This window comes from Herbaspirillum sp. UBA812, assembly GCF_002296545.1.
In the GTDB taxonomy this organism is placed as follows: Bacteria; Pseudomonadota; Gammaproteobacteria; order Burkholderiales; family Burkholderiaceae_D; genus Herbaspirillum; species Herbaspirillum huttiense.
This window is the reverse complement of sequence record NZ_DBIC01000143.1, coordinates 1-22,517: the sequence shown is the minus strand read 5'-3', so window position 1 is coordinate 22,517 and position 22,517 is coordinate 1. Positions and strand designations below refer to the sequence as shown.

Genomic DNA, 22,517 nt, shown 5'->3' with positions numbered 1-22,517 from the left:
GCAGCAAGGTGGCGCTGTGGCGGTTTTCCGGATACAGGCGCAGCAGTTCACGGAAGGCGCGGATGCGCTGCGGCAGGCCCTTGGAATAATCCAGCCGGTCGACGCCGATCAGCAAGCGCCGGCGTGAGTACTCGGCCTTGGTGCTTTCATAGGTATCGCGCGCTTCCTTGGCCTGGCCCAGGCGCTGGAATTCGGCCACGTCAATGCCGATCGGGAAGGCATTGGCATGTACCGTGCGGTTGAAGGCGCGGAACTGGTTGGGACCGACCGGCTCGGCGGTCGCTTCGGCCTGCACGTACTGGGCGAAGTGCTGCAGGTCGGCATGGTTCTGGAAGCCCACCAGGTCATAGGCAAACAGTGCGCGCATGAGCCATTCATGCGAAGGGATGGCAGTCAGGATCGGCGGCGGCGGCAGCGGGATGTGCAGGAAGAAGCCGATGCGCGCCTCGCAGCCCATGGCGCGCAGTTCGGCGGCCAGCGGGATGAGGTGGTAATCGTGGATCCAGACGATGTCATCGCGCTTCAACAGCGGAAACAATTTACGCGCGAAGAGCTGATTGACCCGGCGATAGCCGCCCAGGTGGCCTGCCTCGAAATGCGCCAGGTCCAGCCGATAGTGGAAGACCGGCCACAGCACGCCATTGGCGTAGCCGCGATAGTAGGCATCATGATCTTCCTGCGACAGGTCGAGTTCGGCCAGGGTGACCGGGCCGGCCTGATTGACGCGCAGCTCGCCCTCGCCGGGCGTGCCGTTCTCGACGACCTTGCCGCTCCAGCCGAACCAGAGTCCGCCAGTCTTCTTGAGGGTCTCGCCAAGCGCGACGGCCAGCCCGCCGGCAGCCGGCTTGCGGGGATCGGCGAGGCGATTGGAAACGACGACGAGTCTGCCCATCAGATCACCGCCTCCCACGACGCCGACAGGCGCATCGCACAGTTGATGATGCCCACCATCGAATAGGTCTGCGGGAAGTTGCCCCACATCTGGCGCGTGACCGGATGCGTATCCTCGGACAGCAGGCCCAGGTGGTTGCGGGCATCCAGCATGGCCTGGAAGATCTCGCGCGCCTGCTCCTTGCGGCCGATGCGCGCCAGCGCGTCGATGCGCCAGAAGGTGCAGATGTTGAAGGCGGTCTCGGGACGGCCGAAATCATCCGGCGCTTCGTAGCGGCGCATGTAGGGGCCGTCGCAGAGGGACTTCTCCAGCGCTTCCACGGTGGAGATGAAGCGCGGATCGGTGGGCGAGATCAGGCCCACTTCCACCATCAGCAGTACGCTGGCATCGAGGTCGCGTCCGCCGAAGCTTTCGGCATAGGCCTGGCGCTGTTCATTCCAGGCTTCGGTGAGGATGCGGTCGCCGATTTCCTTGGCGCGGTCACCCCAGTAGCGGGCCCGCTCCGGCAGGTCCACGCGGGCGGCGATCTTGGCCAGGCGGTCGCAGGCGGCCCAGCTCATGAGCGCCGACGAGGTATGGATGCGCGAACGGGTGCGCAGCTCCCACATGCCGGCATCGGGCTGGTTGTAGACTTCATAAGCACGTTCACCCACCGCTTCCAGATGCTGGAAGTGCTCGGCCCCGGCGCGATGGTGAAGGCGCATGTCGTGGAAGGCCTGCGCCGCGCCCAGCACGATGTTGCCGTAGACGTCGTGCTGGAAGTGTTCATACGCCTGGTTGCCCACGCGCACAGGCTGGTGATGCTGGTAGCCCGGCAGGTGATCCAGGATCTGCTCGGGCAGCGCTTCTTCCAGGCCGATACCGTACAGGGGCTGCACGTGGCCGCCGCCGGAGCGCACCACCACATTGGTCAGCCAGCGCAGGTAGTCTTCCATGGTGCCCAGCTCGGAGAGACTGTTGAGGGCACGCACCACGAAGAAAGCGTCACGCAGCCAGCAATAACGGTAGTCCCAGTTTCGCTGGCTGCCCGGTGCTTCGGGCACGCTGGTGGTCATGGCGGCGATGATCGCGCCCGTATCTTCATACACCGATAATTTCAGCGTAATGGCGGCGCGGATGACGGCATCCTGCCACTCCAGCGGCGTGGCCAGGGCGCGGCTCCAGTTGCGCCAGTAGGCGGTGGTTTCCTGCTCGAAATCACGGGCGGTATCGTTGATGCCGCCATGCAGGGTTTCGTCAGGACCGAGGATGAAGTTGTAGGGGCGGCTGACCACGAAGGCGGTCTCGTCGACGATGTAGCTGATGGGCGCATCGGTATTGAGGCGCAGGGTCTGTTCCTGGCCGACATAGCGGATGTGGTTGCTGCCGCGCGTCTGCGGCGGCACTTCGCGGCCCCAGTCGAACTTGGGACGCAGCACCACGCGCATGCGCGGCGCGCCCGAGAGCGGATGGATGCGGCGTACCAGCTGCAGCGGCCGGAAGAAGCGGCCGCGGCTCTGGAAGCGCGGTGCCAGGTCGGTGATCTCGATGCCCTGGCCCAGCGTGTCGTACAGGCGGGTGCGCAGCACGGCGGTATTGGGTTCATACCACTGCTCGCTGTGGGAAAAATTCTCCAGTTGGAAGGCCCACAGTGCCCCGCTGTCGGTAGGGTCGAGCAGCGCATTGAAGACCGGGTCGCCATCGAAACGTGGCAGACAGCACCAGACGATGCGGCCCATCTTGTCCACCAAGGCCGAGAAGGCGCAATTGCCGATCACGCCCAGTTCCAGCGAGGAGGTCGAGGGCATGTCGTGCGCCTGGGCGGCCAGGTGCGGTTGTTCGGAATGCTGCGTCTGGGAATGCGGCTGCGGTTGCGCTTCTTGATGCGGATCGGGGCTGGGCTGGCTCATGGTTCCTCGTGCTCTGTTCTGTGGGTCAGATTTCTTGATGGAAGGCGATGTGCTGCGGGGCCGGCAAACAGGCCGGTACGAAGGCTATCCGGGGGTGCTGCGTACCTCCACGCTCTGGCGCAGCAGGTCCAGCACGGCGGCTGGATCGGCCAGGCGTTGCAGGGCCTGGCTGGGGCCGGCGCCGATCTTGATGCCAAATCCGCCGAAGACTTCACCTTGGGCGATGGCAAAGCCGGCTTCATCGGTCACGTCATCGCCGATGAAGACCGGACGGCGGCCCCGGAACGGGGCCTCATGCAGGAAGGCGGCGACGGCATCGCCTTTGTTGATGTGCGGCTTGGCTTCCACCACCATCTTGCCGTGCAGCAAAGTGAAGCCCGGTTCATGGCGCAGCGCGTCCATCATGGTCTCCACGCAGCGCTGTTCCAGATGGGCGGCGTGGCGGTAATGCAGGGCCAGTGCGCCGCGCTTGAGTTCCAGCTGCAGGCCGGGATGCGACTCCACCAGCGGCAGCAGGCGCTCGCGCAGGTGATGCACGTCCGGCACCGGTTGCTGCAGGATGCGGCCATCGGCCGTGCGCCGCTCGGCACCATGCACACCGGCCGCAGGCAGGCGCAGCGGGGCCAGGAAGAAATCCAGTTGATCGAGCGGACGGCCGCTGACGATGGCCAGCGCGCCGTCCGATTCTTGCTGGATGCGCTGCAGGAGCGTGATCAGCTCCGGCGGCACCACGATCTCTTCAGGCTGGGGCGCCAGGTCGACCAGGGTGCCGTCGAAGTCCAGAAACAACGCATCGGCAGCGACATCGTAGGGGCGAATGTGCTCAGTCATGCCATTTCAGGTTGATGGAAAGCAAATAAGTTCCGGGTGGCTCTCGAATTATTGTCAAATAAATATCGAATAAGTTCGAAAACCCGGGCGTTGGAATTGCTTTGACAGCACCTGGCCCAGCAGTTCTGGCGGCTTCCCCAAAAAGACGAAACGGCCGCGCGGCAAGGCCGGGCGACCGTTTCGCTGGAGCAAGCCGGATCAGGTCTGGGCGCTGCCCTCGGCGGGCACCGCCACCATGGGCGGCACCGGGGCCAGCACCTGGGGCAGGAGCGAACCGACCACCATGCCACCGATGGAGAACAGCAGGCCGGCCAGCTGCGGCGGCCACAGGCCGTCGGGGGCGGCGTATTCCAGCGTGATCCAGGAGACCAGGCCCAGCACCATGGCCATCAGCGCGCCCTGGCGGGTGGCGCGCTGCCAGTAGACGCCGAAGGCCAGCGGCACGAAGGCGGCCACCAGCGTCACCTTGTAAGCGTTCTCGACCATTTCATAGATGCTGGACTGGCTGTTCAGGGCCAGCGTGGTCACGCCTACCGTGAAGACCAGCACCACTGCGCGCATCGAGAACAGGAATTCACGGTCGCTTTTCCAGGGACGGATTTCACGCAGCACGTTTTCGGTGAAGGTCACCGACGGTGCCAGCAGGGTCGCGCTGGCGCAGCTCTTGATGGCCGACAGCAGCGCGCCGAAGAACATCACCTGGGCGAACACCGGCATCTTTTCCATGATGAGGGTCGGCAGCACCAGCTGGGAATCGGTTTCCAGCAGGCGCGAGACCATCGCCGGGTCGATCAGCGTGGCGGAATAGGCCAGGAAGATGGGGATGAAGACGAAGAAGAAATAGATCACGCCACCCAGCACCGAGGCGTTGCGCGCCACGTTCTCGTTCTTGGAGGACATGACGCGCTGGAACACGTCCTGCTGTGGAATCGAGCCCAGCATCATGGTGATCCAGGCGGCAAAGAACCAAAGCACGTCTTTCAGTTCAGCTGCCGGCCAGAAGTTGAACTTGCCGGCCTCGGCGGCGTGCGCAATCACCACTCCCGGACCGCCGACCATACCCGAAACTTCATACCCGATATAAAGCATGCCGACCACCACGATGATCATCTGCAGGAAGTCCGTGATGGCCACGGCCCACATGCCGCCCATCAGGGTATAGATGAGCACGCTGCCGGCACCGATGATCATGCCCCAGTGCATGGGAATGTAGCCGCCCGAGACGACGTTGAAGACCAGCCCCAGCGCCTTGATCTGCGCCGCCACCCAGCCCAGGTAGGAGATGACGATGCAGATCGTGACCAGCATTTCGGCGGCACGGCCGAAGCGCTTCTTGTAGTAGTCGCCGATGGTCAGCAGGTTCATGCGGTACAGCTTCTTGGCGAAGAACACGCCCACCAGGATCAGGCACAGCGACGAGCCGAAGGGATCGGCCACGATGCCGCCCAGGCCGTCCTTGAGGAAGGTCGAGGACACGCCGAGCACCGCCTCGGAGCCAAACCAGGTCGCAAAGACGGTCGCGGTCACCACCGACATCGGCAGCGAGCGGCCGGCGACGGCATAGTCCTTCGAACTCTTCACGTAGCGGGTGGCATACAGGCCGATACCGACCGAGATGACCCAGTAGAGGACGACGAACCAGAGCAGTGCATTCATGCCTTTTTCCTTGCAGGGGGGGGTAAGAAAAACGCGCATTATAGCGGCAACTTCCTCGCGCAAAGCCGCTTGCGGCAAGACTTTTCATCTGTCGCCAGCGGACCACAGCCGCGCTGGCCGGTCGCCGCTGACTGGTCGGTGGGCAAGCAAGAAATGCTCCCGCTCGCAGGGGGCGGGTCTTCAGGATTTTGTCAGGGGAGATGAAGCGAAAGTGAAGCAGCCTGCGCCACCGGAAGCGGCGGCGCAGGAGGGGGCGGGATCAGGCACCTTCGTTGTTGCGCTCGTAGGAAGGGCAGCCGTTCTTGCCCCACTTGCCGTCGCACAGCTTCCACAGGCAGCTCTCGCGCGCAAATACGGACAGGGTGCTGCATTGCTTGACCTGCTCGGCCAAGGTTGGCACGGGCTGCACTTCCACCACTTCCGGCACCGGCACCACGGCCTGGGCGCGTTCTGCCTTGGCGCGGGCGTTGGCCAGTTGGGCCTCGGCTTCGCGGCGCCGCTGTTCGCGCAGGGCCAGGGCGGCATCCTCGCGGCGATGGCGGGCTTCGGCGGCGGCACGTTTCTGCGCCAGTTGATGGGCCTTGTCGTCGGCTTCCTGCTGCAGCTGGGCGATCACTTCGGGGCCGGGGGCAGCATCGCTGGCGGCAGGCTCGGCATGGTCCAGGCTGGCGGGCGGCGCCACGGCGTCCACCGGGGCCGCCTTGGACAGCGACGGCAATTGCTGCATCACCGGCTTGAGCGAGCGTTGCGGCCATTGCGCACCGACCCACACGGCGACGCCGATGATGGCCAGCGTCAGCAGCGAGACCAGCAAGGCGCCACGGGTCGACGCGCGCGGCTCCGGCTCGCTGCGCGGGCCACGCGGGCCACGGCGGGTCTGGGCTGCGGGCTCTTCCTGCGTCGCCGGTGCCGGGGCCGTGTCTTCATACGGCAGGCTGGCAGTGCCGGCCGAGGTGGCCACCGCCGCCGTGACGGCGGCTGCGGCAACAGCGGCAGCCGTGATGTGCGAGGCCCGGACTTCCAGTTCCTCTTCGCTGAGGTCAGGCTGCACGGACGCAGCGCGCGCCGGTGCCGGCGACTGGCTGGCGTGACTGGACTGACTGCTGTGTATGAGCTGGCCGGACGGATCGCCATGGCCGGCCTGCGCCACGCCCTCGCTGGCGACGCGACGGTCGCGATCTCCCTCTGACCGTTCCAGAACTTGCATTGGAATTCCCCTGTATTACGCTAGCGACCACCGTCCCGGTGGCCCTGATGTGCTCCCTCACGTCCGTGAATGCTTGCCAGGTCTCGCGTTGCGGGCAGCTCTGCCCCCAGGCATGTTCTGATGCTTCGATTGTTTTTCGGACGGATGGCTATTTTGCGCCGAAATTTCTGAAAGGCAAAACAAAAATGCGGCTCTGCAAAAAATATCTGCAGCCAAGCCAGGCGGGACTTGCCGGGCTATCAATAATCGCGCCCGGAATGATGCACAAAAGGAAACGGCAGTCCCGTTTCCGGGACTGCCGCTTGGCAGACCGACAATAAAGCGCGTCAGTCCACGATCTTTTCCAGCGCGAACAGGTCGGCCGGATTTTCACGGGCACGGACCAGGTGGACCTGGCTACCATCGACCAGTACTTCGGCCGCACGGCCACGGGTGTTGTAGTTGGAGGCCATGGTCATGCCGTAGGCACCGGCCGACATCAGGGCCAGCAGGTCGCCCTCGTGGATGGCCAGTTCGCGCGAGCGGGCCAGCCAGTCGCCGGATTCACACACCGGCCCGACCACGTCGTAGATGCGGGGCTGGCCGGCGTTTTCCTTCACGGTCTGCACGCCATGCCAGGCTTCGTACATGGCCGGACGCATCAGATCGTTCATGGCGGCATCGACTACGGCGAAGTTCTTTTCTTCACCATGCTTGAGGTATTGCACCTCGGTCAGCAGCAGGCCGGCATTACCGACCACCGAGCGGCCCGGCTCGAACATGACCTGGATCGGGCGGCCGTCGTACTTCTTCGCACGCCAGGCGTCGACGCGGGCGAACACGCGGGCCAGGTAGTCGCCGATGGCCACCGGTTGCTCGTCGTCGTAGCGGATGCCGATGCCGCCGCCGATGTCGAGGTGGTGAATGGGGATGCCCTCCGCTTCCAGCGCATCGACCATGTCGATGATCTTGTCCAGTGCTTCCAGCAGCGGCGAGTCGTCCAGCAGCTGCGAGCCGATGTGGCAGTCGATGCCGACCACGTCGATGTTGGGCAGGGCAGCGGCGGCGCGATAGCAGTTCAGCGCGTCTTCATAGGCCACGCCGAACTTGTTTTCCTTCAGGCCGGTAGAAATGTAGGGATGGGTCTTGGCATCCACGTTGGGATTGACGCGCAGCGAGATGCGGGCGCGCTTGCCGAGCGCGCCGGCCACTTCATTCAGGCGCGCCACTTCGGGGATGGATTCCACGTTGAAGCAGAGGATGTCATGTTCCAGCGCCAGCTTCATCTCGTCGCGGCCCTTGCCCACGCCCGAGAAGATCACCTTGCGCGCATCGCCGCCGGCGGCCACCACACGCAGCAGCTCGCCACCGGAGACGATGTCGAAGCCCGAGCCCAGCTTGCCCAGCAGGTTCAGCACCGCCAGGTTGGAATTGGACTTGACCGAGTAGCACACCAGTGCGCCACCCTTGCCGCCCTCGGCACGGCCGGCCGCGCGGCAGGCGTCGGCATAGGCCGAGAAATTCTGCACCAGCGCCGACTTGGAATAAACGTAGAGCGGGGTGCCGAACTGATCGGCCAAGGCTTGCAGGGAGACGTCTTCGGCGTGCAGCGCGCAGTTGCGATAGGAAAAGTGGGACATGGGAATCCGGAAAAGTCAGCGGAAAAAGGCAATCGGTGGAATCATCCTGCGCAGTCCCCGCCCTCATTACCGGGGGACCGGCCGCAGTACAGCGCGATGTTTCAGCCGGGCATCATCGTTTGGGAGCGTCGGCGGCAGGGGTGTCGCCGGAGGCTTTGGCCTCACCATCCTGGGTACCTGCCTTGTCCTGGGCCGCTGCCGGCGCGGCGGGCTGGGTGCGCACGAAGGGATCAGGCGGTACCTTGGGCATGTACAGCGGGCCTTTCTGGCCGCAACCGGCCAGCACCAGGACGGCGGCGCACAGCGCCAGGGAAGCTGCACAACGGGCGGGAGAATAGTGTGACTTCACGATAAAATGGCAGATTACATCGAAATCTTAGAATGACTTGGAGTGTAGCATGACCGAATCGGAATTCCTGGACCTGGCTGACGCCACCCTCAACGCCATCGAGACGGCCCTGGAAGACGCCTGCGACGCCAGCGACCTGGATGTGGAATGCAGCCGCAGCGGCAACGTGCTGGAAATCGAGTGCGTGGACAATGGCTCCAAGATCATCATCAACAGCCAGGCCCCCATGCAGGAAATGTGGCTGGCCGCGCGTTCCGGCGGCTTCCACTACAAATTCGACGGCAGCCACTGGCTCAACACCCGCGATGGCACCGAGCTTTACGCCACGCTGTCGGAAGTGGTCAGCAGCCAGGCGGGCGTTCCCGTCACCATCAAGCCCTGAGCCAGTGCGGCGCCGGCCTGCGCGTCCTGCCGCCACAGCGGCGGTGCGCCTGAACCTGCGCCCTGCCGGCTTGCACCGTCCACAACAATAAGACTGCAGCATTCATGCGTCGATCTCTCCGACATCCTGCCTTCCTGTTCCTGCAGCGCGGCCTGGCGCGCCTGCGCTGGATCCTGGCGCTGACCGTATTGGCCGTGGCGGCCGCCCTGCTGCTGCCACCGCTGGTGACGCGCTTCAACCACGACCACAGCCCGCAAGCACTGGCCGCAGAGAAGGACATGCAAGCCATCGCCGCCGGGCTGGAACGCTATCGCCAGGACAATGGCCGCTATCCCAGCGCCGCCCAGGGCCTGCTGGCCCTGGTGATCAAGCCGACCCGGCCACCCGTGCCGGGCAACTGGTCCATCGGCGGCTACGTGGATCGCCTGCCGCGCGATCCCTGGGGCAATTCCTATCAGTACGGTGCCGATGACGACGGCACCAGCTACGAACTCTATTCCTTCGGCCAGGCCGGCCCGGACGGCGGTGCCGACGGCGAGCAGGTCATCCGCCAGCATTGAGGAGACCGATCAGGCGGCAGCTACCGCCTGATCGAGCCTGCCGCTGCCTCAGGCGATGTCCGGGAAGGCCGTGCGCAGCCGGTACTGGCGCTGGCGGTAGTTGCCTTCCGGACCGCTGAATCCACAGTCGACGTCACCGAACAGGCGGCTCACGCGGTTGATGGCGGCGCGCTGGGCTTCGGTCTGCACCGCGATCAGGCGGCGCTTGCTGCGCGCGTGATGAGCGCAGATGTCGACCACCAGACAGTGGCCATAATCGGCCTGCTTGATATCGATGAGCAAGGCTTCCGGCTTGGTCAGGCCAAAGATGGCCGCCAGTTCGATGCGCGCACTCAGGAAGGGATTGCTGTTGCGCAGCTTGTCGCTGAGCTGGGCGCGCGCCTGCACCGCCCATGACTGCGCGTCTTCCACGGCCATGAACGGCTGCAGGGCGTCGGCTGCGCTGGCTTCGCCCTGGGCGGCCGCCTGCTGCCACCAGTACAGGGCCTTGACGTCATGCATGGGATCATCGCGGCGATTGCGCCAGAAGATCTGCGCCAGCTCGCTCTGCGCTTCCACCAGACCGGACTCCGCCGCCTTTTCCAGATATTGCTGGGCGACCTGCAGATTGCGCTGCGAATAGATCGAGCGCGAATAGATGCGCGCCAGCGCATGCCAGGCCTGGGCCGAACCGCCCTCTCCCGCCAGCACCAGCCAGTGCAAGGCCTTCTTGAAATTGGCCAGGCCCTGCTCCATGAAGACGCGATTGCCAGCGCGGTCGATCTTGGCGCACAGCAGGCCCAGTTCCAGACGCGCCTCGACCTCTCCGGCCAGCGCTGCCAGTTCAAACAAGCGCATCAGTTGCGGCAACTCGGGCGCGGCCGCACGTGCCTGCCACTGGCCATAGCGCAGCAGCAGCGTGGCTTCCTCGGCATTGAGCTGCACCAGACCGGTAGCATCGCCTTCCTTGTCCAGTTGCGCCACCGCCTGGCTGTTGCGCTCGATCAGGCGCTTGACCAGCACCGCCGCGCCGCGCGCGAAGGCCGCACCCTGGCCTTGCTGCCAGGCCTTGTCCAGCAGCGCGTATTGCGCCTGTTCGATGCCGGCACGTGCTGCTTCGCGCACCAGTCGTTCTTCGACTGCCGAAGCCGGCAGACCGGGCACCATGGGCTGGCCATGGCGCTGCATCTGCTGCGCCAGCAGCCATTGCGCCTCATGGTCATCGCGGCTGGCCAACAAGGACAGCGCGGCGATGGCGCGCGCGTGAGCATTGCTGTCGAACTGTTCGGTGTGTTCCAGTACCAGGCGCGCAAAGATCACGCCGGCCTGCGGCACGCCCGCTTCAAACGCCTTCTCGTACCAGATGGCCGCTTCCTGCGGCGAAGATAATTCCTTGACCTGATCGTAGGTGATGTTGCGGCCGATGATCATCCACGCATCGTCCACACCCTGTTGCGCGGCGCGGCGCAGCCAGTAGAAGGCGGTGCCCTTGCTGCGCGGCAGGCCGCTGCCGCCGTCGAGGTAGCGTCGGCCCAGCGCCAGCTGCGCGCGTGATTCGCCGGCACGGGCGGCCTTGATGACGGCCAGCTCTTCTCTCGTTGCCATGTTCTTTTCCTTTCTCAGCAAATCCGCAATCACGAAATCGCGGACGAAAAAATCCCCTCTGGCGCAGCAAGCTGCGTCAGTCCGGTGTGCATCAAAAAACTAAGGTTTTGAATGCAATCCGCCAGTCCGTTGTGGGGCGGTGCGATACGCGATCCATGGAAGTGCTCCACCTCCATGCGCATCGAAATGGTGCTGCTATTAGAGCAGTGCGCCGCAAAAAAGTGCGCAAGGCCGAGAGCTTATTACGCTTTCTTTACAGACATTAAGGTCGGCCACCAGTAAGGCTTTTGTCAGGATTTGACCAACAGAAAGCGAGCTTTTTGCAGTGCCAAAAATGAGCTTTCCTGTGCAAGCTCGAGGGCAGCGTTGCACCAAATCCGAGTGCCCGACGAGCCATGCGCGAAATCAGCTGCATTCCTGCGAAGAACGAAATGGACTATTGCCAAAACTAATAAAAATCGCGACCAGAACAAGCATGAAAAAAAGCGCCGCATGAACCTCATGCGGCGCTTCTTTTGCTCACTTGTGCATCACACTGCGCCGCCGGGAAGACGACGCAGATCAACTCACATTAGAACTTGTGACGGATACCCACGGCGACGGCGCCTTGGTTGCCATCGGTGCCGGTGCTGTCGGAGACGCCCGGGTTGACCATGTCGCTAGCCTTGGTGTAAGCCAGGAAGGCGTACAGGTCGGTGCGCTTGGACAGCCAGTAGTCGGTACCCAGGCTGACTTGGGTCAGCTTGGTCTTGTTGGACACGCCGTCGAAGTTGGCACGGGTGTGATCCACAGCCGCCAGCAGCTTGAGCGACGGGCTCAGGGAGTAAGCGGTACCGATTTCGTAGATGTCAGCCTTGTTGGAACGGGCCAGCGTACGGTTGGTCAGCGAGGTCAGCGAACCGACGCCCACGGAGGTCAGGTTGGCCTGGGTGTTCAGGTCTTGCTTGACGCGCGACCAGTTACCGTACACACGTGCCGGACCGAACTGGTAGGACGCTGCCACGTTCAGGACCTTCTGTGCGGTGCTGCCGGAGTTGGCAGTCAGGGTGTTGACGTTGGTGGTGGTCGAGCTCGACGGGATCAGCGAGACGTCAGACGGGGTCGAACCAGCCTTGGACTGGTAGTAGTTGATACCCAGACCCAGAGGACCGTTGTCGTACTTGCCGCCGATGCCGAAGGACTGGCCAGCGGAAGTTTGACCAGCGGTTTCACCGAAGCCGTACATCAGGTTACCGGTGAAGCCGTTCAGGCTGTTGGTGGTGTAGCTGATCGAGTTGTTGGTGCGGGTGCCTTGCAGGCGATCCAGACCGGAGCCGGAGTTGTTGACCCAGCCACCGAAGTCTTGCACGGCGGTGTAAGCCGAGATGGTGTCGGCGAAGTCGGTTTGACGACCGACCAGCACGCTACCGAAGTTACCGGTCAGACCGACCACCGACTTGCGGCGGAACAGGTTGGAACCAGTGGTGGCGTCGGAGCCTTGCAGGCCGCCGGTATCGTTGGAGAAGCCGGTTTCCAGTTGGAACACAGCCGACAGACCGCCGCCCAGATCTTCAACACCCTTGAAGCCGATACGCGAACCCTGGATGATGCCCGAGTTCAGGCCAAACTTGGTGCCAGTACCGCCGGAGGCAGTAGCAACCTTGCTTTGGTAGACAACACCGGTATCGACGATACCGTAGATCGTGACGGAGCTTTGCGCATTGGCTGCGCCTGCGAACGCGCCCAGAACGGCGAGTGCCAGCAGAGATTTTTTCATGTGACGTCCTTCTCTAAAAATAGTCTTGAGGATCCGCACTTGCAGTCGGATGGGCAAACATTAATGCTTCTCGTCGCCCATGACTGCACCTTGGTCGATAGAAGTCATTTTTTAGACGGGAGCCAAAGATTGAAATGGCAATTGTTGTATTTTTTTATCGCCGCTTTCGGATGTGCTGCGGCAGGACTGTCCCGCTATCGGCCTGCATCAAGGAAAAAGCGCCGGTATCCCTACCGGCGCTTTTCGTCATTTCTAACATTTTGATACATCTTGCTGGCAACAAACAATGGGTTCTTGTTAAGCAAGCCAGCGAGGCTTCTTGTCACTCGCTGCGCATTTCCGTACATTTTCGTACGTTTCTGGCGAATGCGACTGGTCGCGCGCAATATCGCGTTCCATCACTGTACAGCCATGCATTGCACTCACTCCTGCTTATCTTCCTTGGGTTCACCGACCAGCTTCTTCAACAGCTCCGACTTCAATTGCTGACGCTGCGCCGACGCATTCTTGCGATGTGCACCGGCACCTCCGGCGCGCTGCTGGGCAGCCAGCGCCACCGGATTGCGTGGCTTGGATTGTGACGGCTCGATGCGAAAACTCAGCTTCTGCCGCGTTCCCAAAGTCTTGTTGGCCATCGCATTCTCCTTGCCTCGGCGGGCATCATGACAGCATCGCGTTACAGCACGTAGCGCGACATGTCCTCATCCACGGCCAGCTCGCCCAGCCGCTCGTTGACATACCCGGCATCGATGAGCAGCCCATCCACACCAGCTTCACCCGCCGTGAAGGAAATCTCTTCCAGCAGCTTTTCCATCACGGTATAGAGACGGCGCGCACCGATGTTCTCGGTCTTCTCATTGACCGTATGCGAGATCTCGGCCAGTCGCTTGATGCCGCTGTCGGCGAATTCGATCTTCACGCCTTCGGTGGCCAGCAGCGCTTCGTACTGCTTGGTCAGGCAGGCATCGGTGCCGGTCAGGATGCGCTCGAAATCGGCAATCGACAGCGAGTCCAGCTCCACGCGAATCGGGAAGCGTCCCTGCAATTCCGGAATCAGATCGGAGGGCTTGGAGAGATGGAACGCGCCCGACGCGATGAAGAGAATGTGATCGGTCTTGATCATGCCGTACTTGGTGTTGACGGTGGTGCCCTCCACCAGCGGCAGCAGGTCGCGCTGCACACCTGCGCGCGAGACATCGGCATTGCCGTTCTGCGAGCGGGTGGCGATCTTGTCGATCTCATCCAGGAAGACGATGCCGTTCTGCTCGACATTGGCGATGGCCTTCTGCTTGAGTTCTTCCTCATTGACCAGCTTGGCGGCTTCTTCCTCGATCAGCAGCTTCATGGCTTCCTTGATCTTGATCTTGCGCGCCTTCTTGCGCTGGTTGCCCAGGCCCGAGAACATGGTCTTGATCTGCTCGGTCATTTCTTCCATACCCGGGGGTGCCATGATTTCCATCGAGGGGGCGGCATCATTCAATTCCAGTTCGATCTCGCGATCATCCAGCGCACCTTCACGCAGACGCTTGCGGAAGGTCTGGCGGGTCGTGTTCTTGTCATCCTTCTCGGGGCTGGCATTATTGCCATCGGGCGTAAAACCGAAATCGCGGGCCGGGGGCAGCAGCACGTCCAGGATGCGGTCCTCGGCCGCATCCTCGGCGCGGGTGCGCACCTTGCGCGTTTCCAGCTCGCGCGTCTGCTTGATGCCGATGTCGACCAGGTCGCGGATGATGGTGTCCACGTCGCGGCCCACATAGCCGACTTCGGTGAACTTGGTGGCTTCGATCTTGATGAAGGGTGCATCGGCCAGCTTGGCCAGGCGGCGCGCAATCTCGGTCTTGCCCACGCCGGTGGGGCCGATCATGAGGATGTTCTTGGGCGTGATCTCGTGGCGCAGCGGCTCCTCGATCTGCTGGCGACGCCAGCGGTTGCGCAGCGCGATGGCCACCGCGCGCTTGGCGCGGGCCTGGCCGACGACGTGCTTGTCGAGTTCGGAGACGATTTCCTTGGGAGTCATATTCATGGTGGTGATCTTTTCGCTGTGACGATTCATCGGAGAAATAGGCAGGAAATGCGCGCTGCGCGGCTTAGTCCAGCGTCTCGATGATGTGGTTCAGGTTGGTGTAGATGCACAGCTCGCCGGCGATGGTCAGCGACTTCTTGACGATCTCGGCCGGGGTCAGCTCGGTATTCTCATACAAGGCCTTGGCGGCCGATTGGGCATAGCTGCCGCCGGAACCGATGGCACCGATGCCGTCATTGGGTTCGAGCACGTCGCCATTGCCGGTGATGACCAGGGTGGTGTCGCGGTCCGCGCACAGCAGCATGGCTTCCAGACGGCGCAGCATGCGATCGGTGCGCCAGTCCTTGGCCAGCTCGACCGAGGCGCGCATCAGGTTGCCCTGGTGCTTTTCCAGCTTGGCTTCGAACAAGTCGAGCAGGGTGAAAGCGTCGGCCGTGCCGCCGGCGAAACCGACCAGGACCTTGCCGTGGTAGAGCTTGCGCACCTTGCGCGCACTGCCCTTCATGACGATGTTGCCAAGCGTCACCTGGCCGTCACCGCCAAGCGCGACCTGGTTGCCGCGACGGACGGAAAGGATGGTGGTGCCGTGAAATTGTTCCATGCTTGCCTCTGTTCAATATGTGCCGGGGAGCAGCGGAGGGACGTACCGGTTCCGCATTCCTGTCGAGATGGGGCTGGCCAGCCGGATTGCAAGTCATGCCATCGGGTGGGCCGCCATCGAGGGCAATATTGTACGCCCGCAAGAAAAACGGGCACCCTGACCACAAGGCCGGGGTGCCCGTCTGAGGCAGCGGGAGCGATTACACCGAAATCGTCATCAGGCTGGCATTGCCGCCGGCGGCCGTGGTGTTGACGCACAGCGCGCGCTCAGCCAGCAAGCGCCACAGGGGAATGGCACCGTCCTCGCTGCACAGGATCAACGGCACCAGCGCACCTTCGCGCTCGGCCAGGCGCATGCGCCATGCGGCGGCCTGATGGCTGTCCACCAGGGCGGCCTGCAGCGCTTCGGCCTCCAGCTGGCTGGCACGGCGGATGGCCGCACGCACCGGCGCCGGCAAGCCGGCCGGCAACAGCGCCGCAGTGGTCTCATCGACCACCACCGTATTGCCGGTTGCAAAGGCCGCCGCCAGTTGATTCAGCAACGTACCGACGCTGGCGGCCACGCACAGCACCAGGCCACGCGGGGCGAAGCCCAGGGTATTGCGCTCGCCGGTGGGGCCGGGCAGCAGCAGGCTGCGCTGCAGCAGGCTGTCGCGGTGATAGCGCTCACCGCTGGCGGCCAGGCGCTCGTGGCCATGGGTGCGGGCCCAATCCAGCAGGCTGCCCAGCAAGGGGTTGGGCACTTGCGCCGGTTGTGCGCGGGTCAGTTCCTCGTGCAGTTGCGCATGGCGCTGCAGGCGCTTGAGGTAGAGCGGACCACCGGCCTTGGGACCGGTGCCGGACTTGCCTTCGCCACCGAAGGGCTGCACCCCCACCACCGCGCCCACGATGTTGCGGTTGACGTAGATGTTGCCCACGTGCGCACGCTGGGCCACGAAATCGATGGTCTCGTCGATGCGCGAATGCACGCCCAAGGTCAGGCCATAGCCGGTGGCGTTGATGGCGTCGATCAGCTGTGGCAGCGCATCGCGGCGATAGCGCAGCACGTGCAGCACGGGGCCGAAGACTTCGCGCTGCAATTGCGCCAGGTCGTCGATCTCGATGACGGTCGGCGCCACGAAGGTGCCGTGCCGGCAATCCTCGCCCAGCGGCAGCTGGTGCACGGCGCGCGCGCTCTTGCGCATGCGCTCGATGTGGGCCAGCAGGTTCTGCTGCGCCTCGGCATCGATGACCGGGCCGATGTCGGTGGAGAGGCGGTCCGGACGGCCCACGCGCAGTTCGGCCATGGCGCCCTTGAGCATCTCCAGGGTACGGTCGGCGATGTCTTCCTGCAGGCACAGGATGCGCAGGGCCGAACAACGCTGGCCGGCACTGTCGAAGGCGGAGGACAGCACGTCCTGCACGACTTGCTCGGCCAGCGCCGAGGAATCGACGATGAGCGCATTCTGGCCGCCGGTCTCGGCGATCAGCGGGACATCGCCATGTTCGCCGCTGCCGTCGCCATCATCGTGCTTGCGCTGGGCCAGGGTGCGGTTGATGAGCTGCGCCACTTCGGTGGAACCGGTGAAGATCACGCCCTTGACGCGCACATCCGAGGTCAATGCGGCACCCACGGTCTCGCCCCGGCCCGGCAACAATTGCAGGGCGGCGCGCGGCACGCCGGCCTCGTGCAGCAGTTGCACGGCGCGATGGGCGATCAGCGCGGTCTGCTCGGCCGGCTTGGCCAGCACCACGTTGCCGGCGGCCAGCGCAGCGCTGACCTCGCCGATGAAGATCGCCAGCGGGAAATTCCACGGGCTGATGCACACCACCGGGCCCCAGGCCAGCACATTGCCATCGTGACGCGAGGCGATGGCGTAGTAGCGCAGGAAGTCGACCGCCTCACGCACCTCCGCAATCGCATTGGGCAGCGACTTGCCGGCTTCGCGCACGGCCAGTGCCATCAGTTCGGCGATATGTTCTTCCAGCAGATCGGCTGCGCGTTCGAGCATGGCGGCGCGCTCGGCGGCCGGGGTCGATTGCCATTGCGGCGCGTAAGCAGTGGCGGCGGTCAGCGCCGTATTGACATCGGCCACGGTGGCTTCGCTGACCTGGCCCACGATCTCACGATGGTCGGCCGGATTGCGCACGGCCTGTGCGGGCTGCGCAGCCAATTCGCCCGCGATCAGCGGTGCGGCCTGCCACTGGCGCTGGGCCATGGAGACAAACATCTCGCCCAGTTGCTGCAGGCGCGATTCATTGGAGAGATCGATACCCGAAGAATTCTTGCGCTCCTGGCCATACAGCTGCTGCGGCAAGGCGATGGCCGGATGCGGCACGCCGCCCTGGGCGCGCACGGTCTCGATGGGATCGGCCACCAGACGGTCCAGCGGCACGGCCTCGTCAACGATCTGGTTGACGAAGGAGGAGTTGGCACCGTTTTCCAGCAGGCGGCGCACCAGGTAGGCCAGCAGGGTCTGGTGCGAACCGACCGGGGCATAGATGCGGCAGGCCTTGCCCAGGTTCTCGGCACCGACCACCTGGTCGTACAGGGTCTCGCCCATGCCGTGCAGGCACTGGAATTCGTAGTTGTCGACCTGGTGCTGCTTGGCCCAGTGATAGATCGCCGCCAGCGTGTGGGCATTGTGCGTGGCGAATTGCGGATAGATGACGTCGGTGGCGGCCAGCAGCTTTTGCGCGCAAGTCAGGTAGGACAGGTCCGTATGCACCTTGCGGGTATAGACCGGATAGCCCTCCAGGCCATCGACCTGGGCGCGCTTGATTTCGCTGTCCCAGTAGGCGCCCTTGACCAGGCGGATCATCAGGCGGCGGCCGTTGCGGCGGGCCAGGTCGACCAGGTAGTCGATGACGAAGGGGCAGCGCTTCTGGTAGCCCTGCACCACGAAGCCCAGACCGTCGAAGCCGGCCAGGTCGGGGTCGGCCACCAGTTCTTCCATCATGTCCAGCGACAGTTCGAGGCGGTCGGCTTCTTCGGCGTCGATGTTCAGGCCAATGTCGTATTGCTTGGCCAGCAGCAGCAACTGCTTCAGGCGCGGCAGCAGTTCACCCATGACGCGTGCATGCTGGGCGCGCGAGTAGCGCGGATGCAGGGCCGAGAGCTTGACCGAGATACCCGGGCCATCCTTGATGCCGCGGCCGTTGGAGGCGCGGCCGATGGCGTGGATGGCGGTCTCGTAGGACTGGTAGTAGGCGTCGGCGTCGTGCATGGTCAGGGCGGCTTCGCCCAGCATGTCGTAGGAATAGCGATAGCCGCGCTTTTCGTTGTCGCGGCTGTTGTCCAGCGCTTCTTCGATGGTCTGGCCGGTCACGAACTGGTTGCCCAGCATGCGCATGGCGAGGTCCACGCCCTTGCGGATGAGCGGCTCGCCGCCCTTGCCGATCAGGCGCGTGATGGCTTGCGTGAGGCCGCTTTCGCTGCTGGTGGAGACCAGCTTGCCGGTGATGAGCAAGCCCCAGGTGGCGGCATTGACGAACAGCGACGGCGACTCGCCAAGGTGCTTGCGCCAGTCGCCCTTGCTGATCTTGTCGGCGATGAGGCGGTCCGCGGTCTGGCGGTCGGGGATGCGCAGCAGCGCTTCGGCCAGGCACATCAGCGCCACGCCTTCTTCGGAAGACAGCGAGAATTCGTGCATCAGCGCATCCACGCCGGAGGACCGGGTGCGCTTCTCGCGCACCTGCTGCACCAGCTTTTTGGCCAGTTGCTGGGTAGCGTCCTTCCAGGGCTGCTGGCCCTGCACCTGTTGCAGCAGCCATTGCACGGCCTCGCGCTCGTCGCGGCGATAGGCGGCGGTGATGGCCGCACGCAGCGGACTGGGGGCCGGCAGCAACTCGGCCTGGAATATGCCAAAGGGCAGGCTGGAAGCGGAGGCCGCAGGGGCGGCGGAGGCGACGGTGGTCATGGTCTGGAGTCGAAATGGGATGGAAATGGGCAACCGGATTCTATGTGCTTGATGCCAATATTAATTCTGTATTTCATGCACCCGTCCAATATTTAATTCGGACTATTTCATTTATACGATTTTTAATTTTCCAAAACTAAGCCGCCATGGCGCCTTTCGCAGTACTGTCGCGGCTTCCGGGGCAATGAACGGTCCGACCCGGCCTGAACCCGGGCCGTGAGCCTGCTGGTGTGGCAAATCCCAATTTATTCGAAGCATTCTTCGGTGGCTTTCGAGCTTTACCCGGGATTTTCGTGGTTTTTCAGGAAGTACAAAGTTGCCGAACAAGAATGACGGCCCGTCATTGTTCTGGGGCTTGTCATGGATCACGCCAGTCAGTTGCTCTCTCGTTTGTTGCGATTCTCGGCGGCAACGCGCCTCTATCGTCTGGAGATCGCCGGCCAGCCCGAGGACCGCTTCCTGGTCGAAGCATGGGCGGCCGTAGAGTCCCTGCATGCGGTCGGCGCCACCGAGCTGATCGTGCTGAGCCTGGATACGGAGGTGGCAGCCCGGCCCCTGCTGGGCAGCCTGGCCACGCTGAACAGCCGGCTTGCGGAGGGTGGCGTGTGCCGCTCGACCGGCCTGATCCATGAAGTGGCCAAGCTGGGTGGCGACGGCGGCTTCGGCCGCTATCGGCTGCGCATGGCGCCCTGGCCTTGGCTGCTGTCGCAGGCCAGCACCAGTCGGGTCTGGCAGGACAAGACCCTGATCGAAGTGGTCGAAGACGTCTTCCGCGAATTCCCGCAACACGCGGACTGGCACTGGTCGGCTGATGCGCTGGCGTATCTGGCTCGGGTGCCGCCACGCAGCTACACCGTGCAGTACCGGCAGACGCATCTCGATTTCATCAGCCGTCTGCTGGCCGGAGAAGGACTGTCGTGGCGCATCGAAGAACATGCACCCAGTCCGCAAGGCCATCGCCTGGTGATCTTTGCCGACAGCACGGCGCGCAGCGCCTTTCCGGAAGATCCCACCAGCGCGGCCCATGATGGCATCCGCTTCCAGGGTGCCAGGGAGCTGGATCAGCAGGATGGCGTCCAGGCCCTGGCGGCCTGTCGCAGCCTGCAGGCGGCCAGCTGCACGCTGCTGTCGTATGACTACCGGAACAAACAAGCCATCACCGCCAGCATCCCCACGCATCACGACTTCGGCGGGCGCGATGCGCCCAGGCTGGAAAGCTATGACAGCGCAGGCCCGGTGACCGATGACAAGGACGCCGCCGACCGCCATGCGCGCCTGATGATGGAAGCCGCCGAGGCCCGCAACAAGCGCTGGCTTGGACGCAGCACGGTGCGCAGCTTGCGGGCCGGAGCGCGCTTTAGCCTGAAACAAGGGCCGCTGGCGGGCAAGGAGCAGGAATACGCCGTGCTGGCGGTACTGAGCGTAGGCTTCAACAACCTGCCAGCCGATACGCAAGCGGCGCTGGCCGAGTTGTTCGGTCCTCTGCCGATCTTGCTGGAAGACGCCCTCCATGCCTGCCTCAAGGTCGCCACGGTGGGCGAGATACAGGCACCGGACCGCAGCCTGATCGATCTGGCACGCCGCATGGGCCATGCCAAGCTCTTCGAAGCGATTCGCGCCGATATTGTCTGGCGGCCTGTCCTGGGCGATGGCACGGGGCTGACGCGTCGTCCTCATGCCATGGCGCAGGGCAGCCAGAGTGCCATCGTGGTCGGCTATCAGGGCGAGACCGAAGCCAATGGCCCCGACGAAATCTGCTGCGACCGCCTGGGACGGATCCGTATCCGTTTCCACTGGCAAGGACGGCATGAGGATGCGGCGGCCACCTGCTGGGTGCGCGTAGGCCAACGCTGCGCCGGGCCGGGCATGGGGATGCAATTCCTGCCGCGCATCGGGCAGGAGGTTCTGGTGCAGTTCCTCGATAACGACCTGGAGCGGCCGATTGTGCTTGCGGCCCTCTACAACGGCCGTGGGGAGGGGGGTGAGCCGCCGACGCCCGGTGGCGAAGTGAAGTTTTCTGCAAAAACCCAAGTATTCCAATCGGCCAGCGATACGGCTGCCAGCGGCCAGGGCAATCTGGCGGGCGGCCATGCGCCGACCTGGCATGGCGCCAGTGCGGATCTGGATGGGCACCGCAATCCTGCCGCGCAATGGGGCATCCGCTCCAAGGAGTTCGGTGGCTGGGGATACAACCAGCTGCTCTTCGACGACAGCGATCAGCGTGGCCGCGTCCAGCTCAAGACCACGCAGGCGGGCAGCGAACTCACGCTCGGCCATCTGGTTCACAGCGCTGACAATTATCGCGGCAGCTTCCGTGGCACCGGGGTGGAATTGCGCACCGATGCCTACGGCGTGATTCGTGCGGGGCGCGGCCTTCTGTTTTCCAGCTATCAGGTGACGCATCGCGCCGACCATCGTGATCCGGCCGGGGACAACACGGGGCAGCGGGCCATGGTGCGGCAGGCGGCGCAGATCAACAAGACCTTCGGTGAAGCGGCGCGCACGCATCGCACCGTGGGCATGACAAAAGGGCTCGATGCGCTGAAGCAGGCGATTTCCGCGCAAGCCGGGATCGCGCAGCAGGATCTGCCTGCCACCAGCAAACCGCTGATCCAGATCGCCGCGAAGGAAGGGCTGGGCGTGGTAGCGGGACAGCATCTGCAGATGGCCAATGGTGCAAGCGTCAGTCTTATCGCCGGCCAGGATGCGCAGCACGTCAGCGGGCAGCAATTCCGCTTGCGTACGCAGCAGGCCATTGGCGTGCTGGCCGGAGCCACTGCTGCTGGCGACAAAGAGTTGGGCTTGCAGATGATTGCCGCGCAGCGTGACATCGATGTGCAGGCGCAGGCGGGCAGCTTGACCGTGCAGGCGCGCGATCGCTTGCAGGTGGTCAGTGCCAACGCCGGTGTGAGCTGGGCGGCGGCGCGCAAGATCACGCTGGCCACGGCGGGTGGAGCCAGTATCGTGATTGATGGCGGGAATATTACGGTGTTGTGTCCAGGGGAGTTGACCGTGCATGCGGGGCAGACCTTGCTGGATGGGCCCGTCCAGCATCTTGTGCAGCTACCGGTCCTCCCACGTACGGCAGTGGACATCAAGAAGCTCGACCTCGACCCGCGGACCCAGGACGTCCCGGGCCCGCATGGCCTGGCACTGCCGAATACCCCCTGGCGCATCGTGGCGGCCGAGAGCGGGCAGCAGGCGCTGGCGGCGACCGACAAGCAGTTGCATGGCCACAGCGACGGCCAGGGAAAGATCATCCTCTCCGAG

General features: G+C 63.9%; 16 protein-coding genes. 3 read left to right on the top strand and 13 right to left on the bottom strand.

Going from position 1 to position 22,517, the window contains the following annotated elements; genetic code table 11:
* The 7 genes from B3873_RS09110 to lptM all read right to left on the bottom strand — a co-directional run.
* On the bottom strand, positions 1-892 hold an 892-nt coding region (locus B3873_RS09110; RefSeq protein WP_286865438.1), incomplete at its 3' end, for an alpha,alpha-trehalose-phosphate synthase (UDP-forming).
* A complete protein-coding gene (locus B3873_RS09105; RefSeq protein WP_134221083.1) occupies positions 892-2,781 on the bottom strand; it encodes a glycoside hydrolase family 15 protein in 1,890 nt (629 codons plus the stop codon). The genes B3873_RS09110 and B3873_RS09105, both read right to left, overlap by 1 nt.
* Positions 2,782-2,865: 84 nt before the next feature.
* On the bottom strand, positions 2,866-3,612 hold the full coding sequence (gene otsB, locus B3873_RS09100) for a trehalose-phosphatase (protein WP_034329435.1): 747 nt from the start codon (positions 3,610-3,612) through the stop codon (positions 2,866-2,868).
* Positions 3,613-3,810: 198 nt separating this feature from the next.
* Positions 3,811-5,268 (bottom strand): sodium:solute symporter family protein, encoded by a 1,458-nt coding sequence (locus B3873_RS09095; RefSeq protein ID WP_286865436.1) that lies wholly within the window; start codon positions 5,266-5,268, stop codon positions 3,811-3,813.
* Between the two features lie 259 nt (positions 5,269-5,527).
* Positions 5,528-6,475, bottom strand: a complete 948-nt coding sequence (locus B3873_RS09090) for a phage tail protein (protein WP_286865435.1) — start codon at positions 6,473-6,475, stop codon at positions 5,528-5,530.
* A 326-nt stretch (positions 6,476-6,801) separates the two neighbouring features.
* On the bottom strand, positions 6,802-8,094 hold the full coding sequence (lysA, locus tag B3873_RS09085; protein ID WP_286865433.1) for a diaminopimelate decarboxylase: 1,293 nt from the start codon (positions 8,092-8,094) through the stop codon (positions 6,802-6,804).
* A gap of 112 nt (positions 8,095-8,206) precedes the next feature.
* Positions 8,207-8,443 carry an LPS translocon maturation chaperone LptM gene (gene lptM / locus B3873_RS09080; protein WP_286865431.1) on the bottom strand — a complete coding sequence of 79 codons (237 nt, stop codon included), beginning with the start codon at positions 8,441-8,443 and terminating at the stop codon, positions 8,207-8,209.
* A 49-nt stretch (positions 8,444-8,492) separates the two neighbouring features.
* Between lptM and cyaY the strand changes: the two genes are divergently transcribed.
* Together cyaY and gspG are read left to right on the top strand one after the other, a co-directional pair.
* The gene (gene cyaY / locus B3873_RS09075) at positions 8,493-8,825 is read left to right on the top strand and encodes an iron donor protein CyaY (protein ID WP_034331871.1); all 333 of its coding nucleotides are present in this window, start codon (positions 8,493-8,495) and stop codon (positions 8,823-8,825) included.
* Positions 8,826-8,929: 104 nt separating this feature from the next.
* The gene (gene gspG / locus B3873_RS09070; protein ID WP_286865429.1) at positions 8,930-9,385 is read left to right on the top strand and encodes a type II secretion system major pseudopilin GspG; all 456 of its coding nucleotides are present in this window, start codon (positions 8,930-8,932) and stop codon (positions 9,383-9,385) included.
* Positions 9,386-9,433: 48 nt separating this feature from the next.
* On the opposite strand, the gene B3873_RS09065 is transcribed toward gspG, so the two are convergent.
* From B3873_RS09065 to putA, 6 genes are all read right to left on the bottom strand, one after another.
* Positions 9,434-10,969 (bottom strand): tetratricopeptide repeat protein, encoded by a 1,536-nt coding sequence (locus B3873_RS09065; RefSeq protein WP_209533800.1) that lies wholly within the window; start codon positions 10,967-10,969, stop codon positions 9,434-9,436.
* A 571-nt stretch (positions 10,970-11,540) separates the two neighbouring features.
* Positions 11,541-12,725, bottom strand: coding sequence for a porin (locus B3873_RS09060; RefSeq protein WP_034331865.1), 1,185 nt, complete (start codon positions 12,723-12,725; stop codon positions 11,541-11,543).
* A 422-nt stretch (positions 12,726-13,147) separates the two neighbouring features.
* Positions 13,148-13,360: a hypothetical protein gene (locus B3873_RS09055; RefSeq protein ID WP_039785216.1), complete on the bottom strand. Its 213-nt coding sequence runs from the start codon at positions 13,358-13,360 to the stop codon at positions 13,148-13,150.
* Positions 13,361-13,401: 41 nt separating this feature from the next.
* The gene (gene hslU / locus B3873_RS09050; protein WP_286865428.1) at positions 13,402-14,748 is read right to left on the bottom strand and encodes an ATP-dependent protease ATPase subunit HslU; all 1,347 of its coding nucleotides are present in this window, start codon (positions 14,746-14,748) and stop codon (positions 13,402-13,404) included.
* 64 nt (positions 14,749-14,812) lie between these two features.
* The gene (gene hslV / locus B3873_RS09045) at positions 14,813-15,349 is read right to left on the bottom strand and encodes an ATP-dependent protease subunit HslV (protein ID WP_006464149.1); all 537 of its coding nucleotides are present in this window, start codon (positions 15,347-15,349) and stop codon (positions 14,813-14,815) included.
* Positions 15,350-15,548: 199 nt separating this feature from the next.
* A complete protein-coding gene (gene putA, locus B3873_RS09040; protein ID WP_286865425.1) occupies positions 15,549-19,247 on the bottom strand; it encodes a trifunctional transcriptional regulator/proline dehydrogenase/L-glutamate gamma-semialdehyde dehydrogenase in 3,699 nt (1,232 codons plus the stop codon).
* A 360-nt stretch (positions 19,248-19,607) separates the two neighbouring features.
* On the opposite strand from putA, the gene B3873_RS09035 reads away from it, so the two are divergent.
* Positions 19,608-22,517: type VI secretion system Vgr family protein (locus tag B3873_RS09035; RefSeq protein ID WP_286865423.1), on the top strand; the 2,910-nt coding region annotated here is incomplete at its 3' end.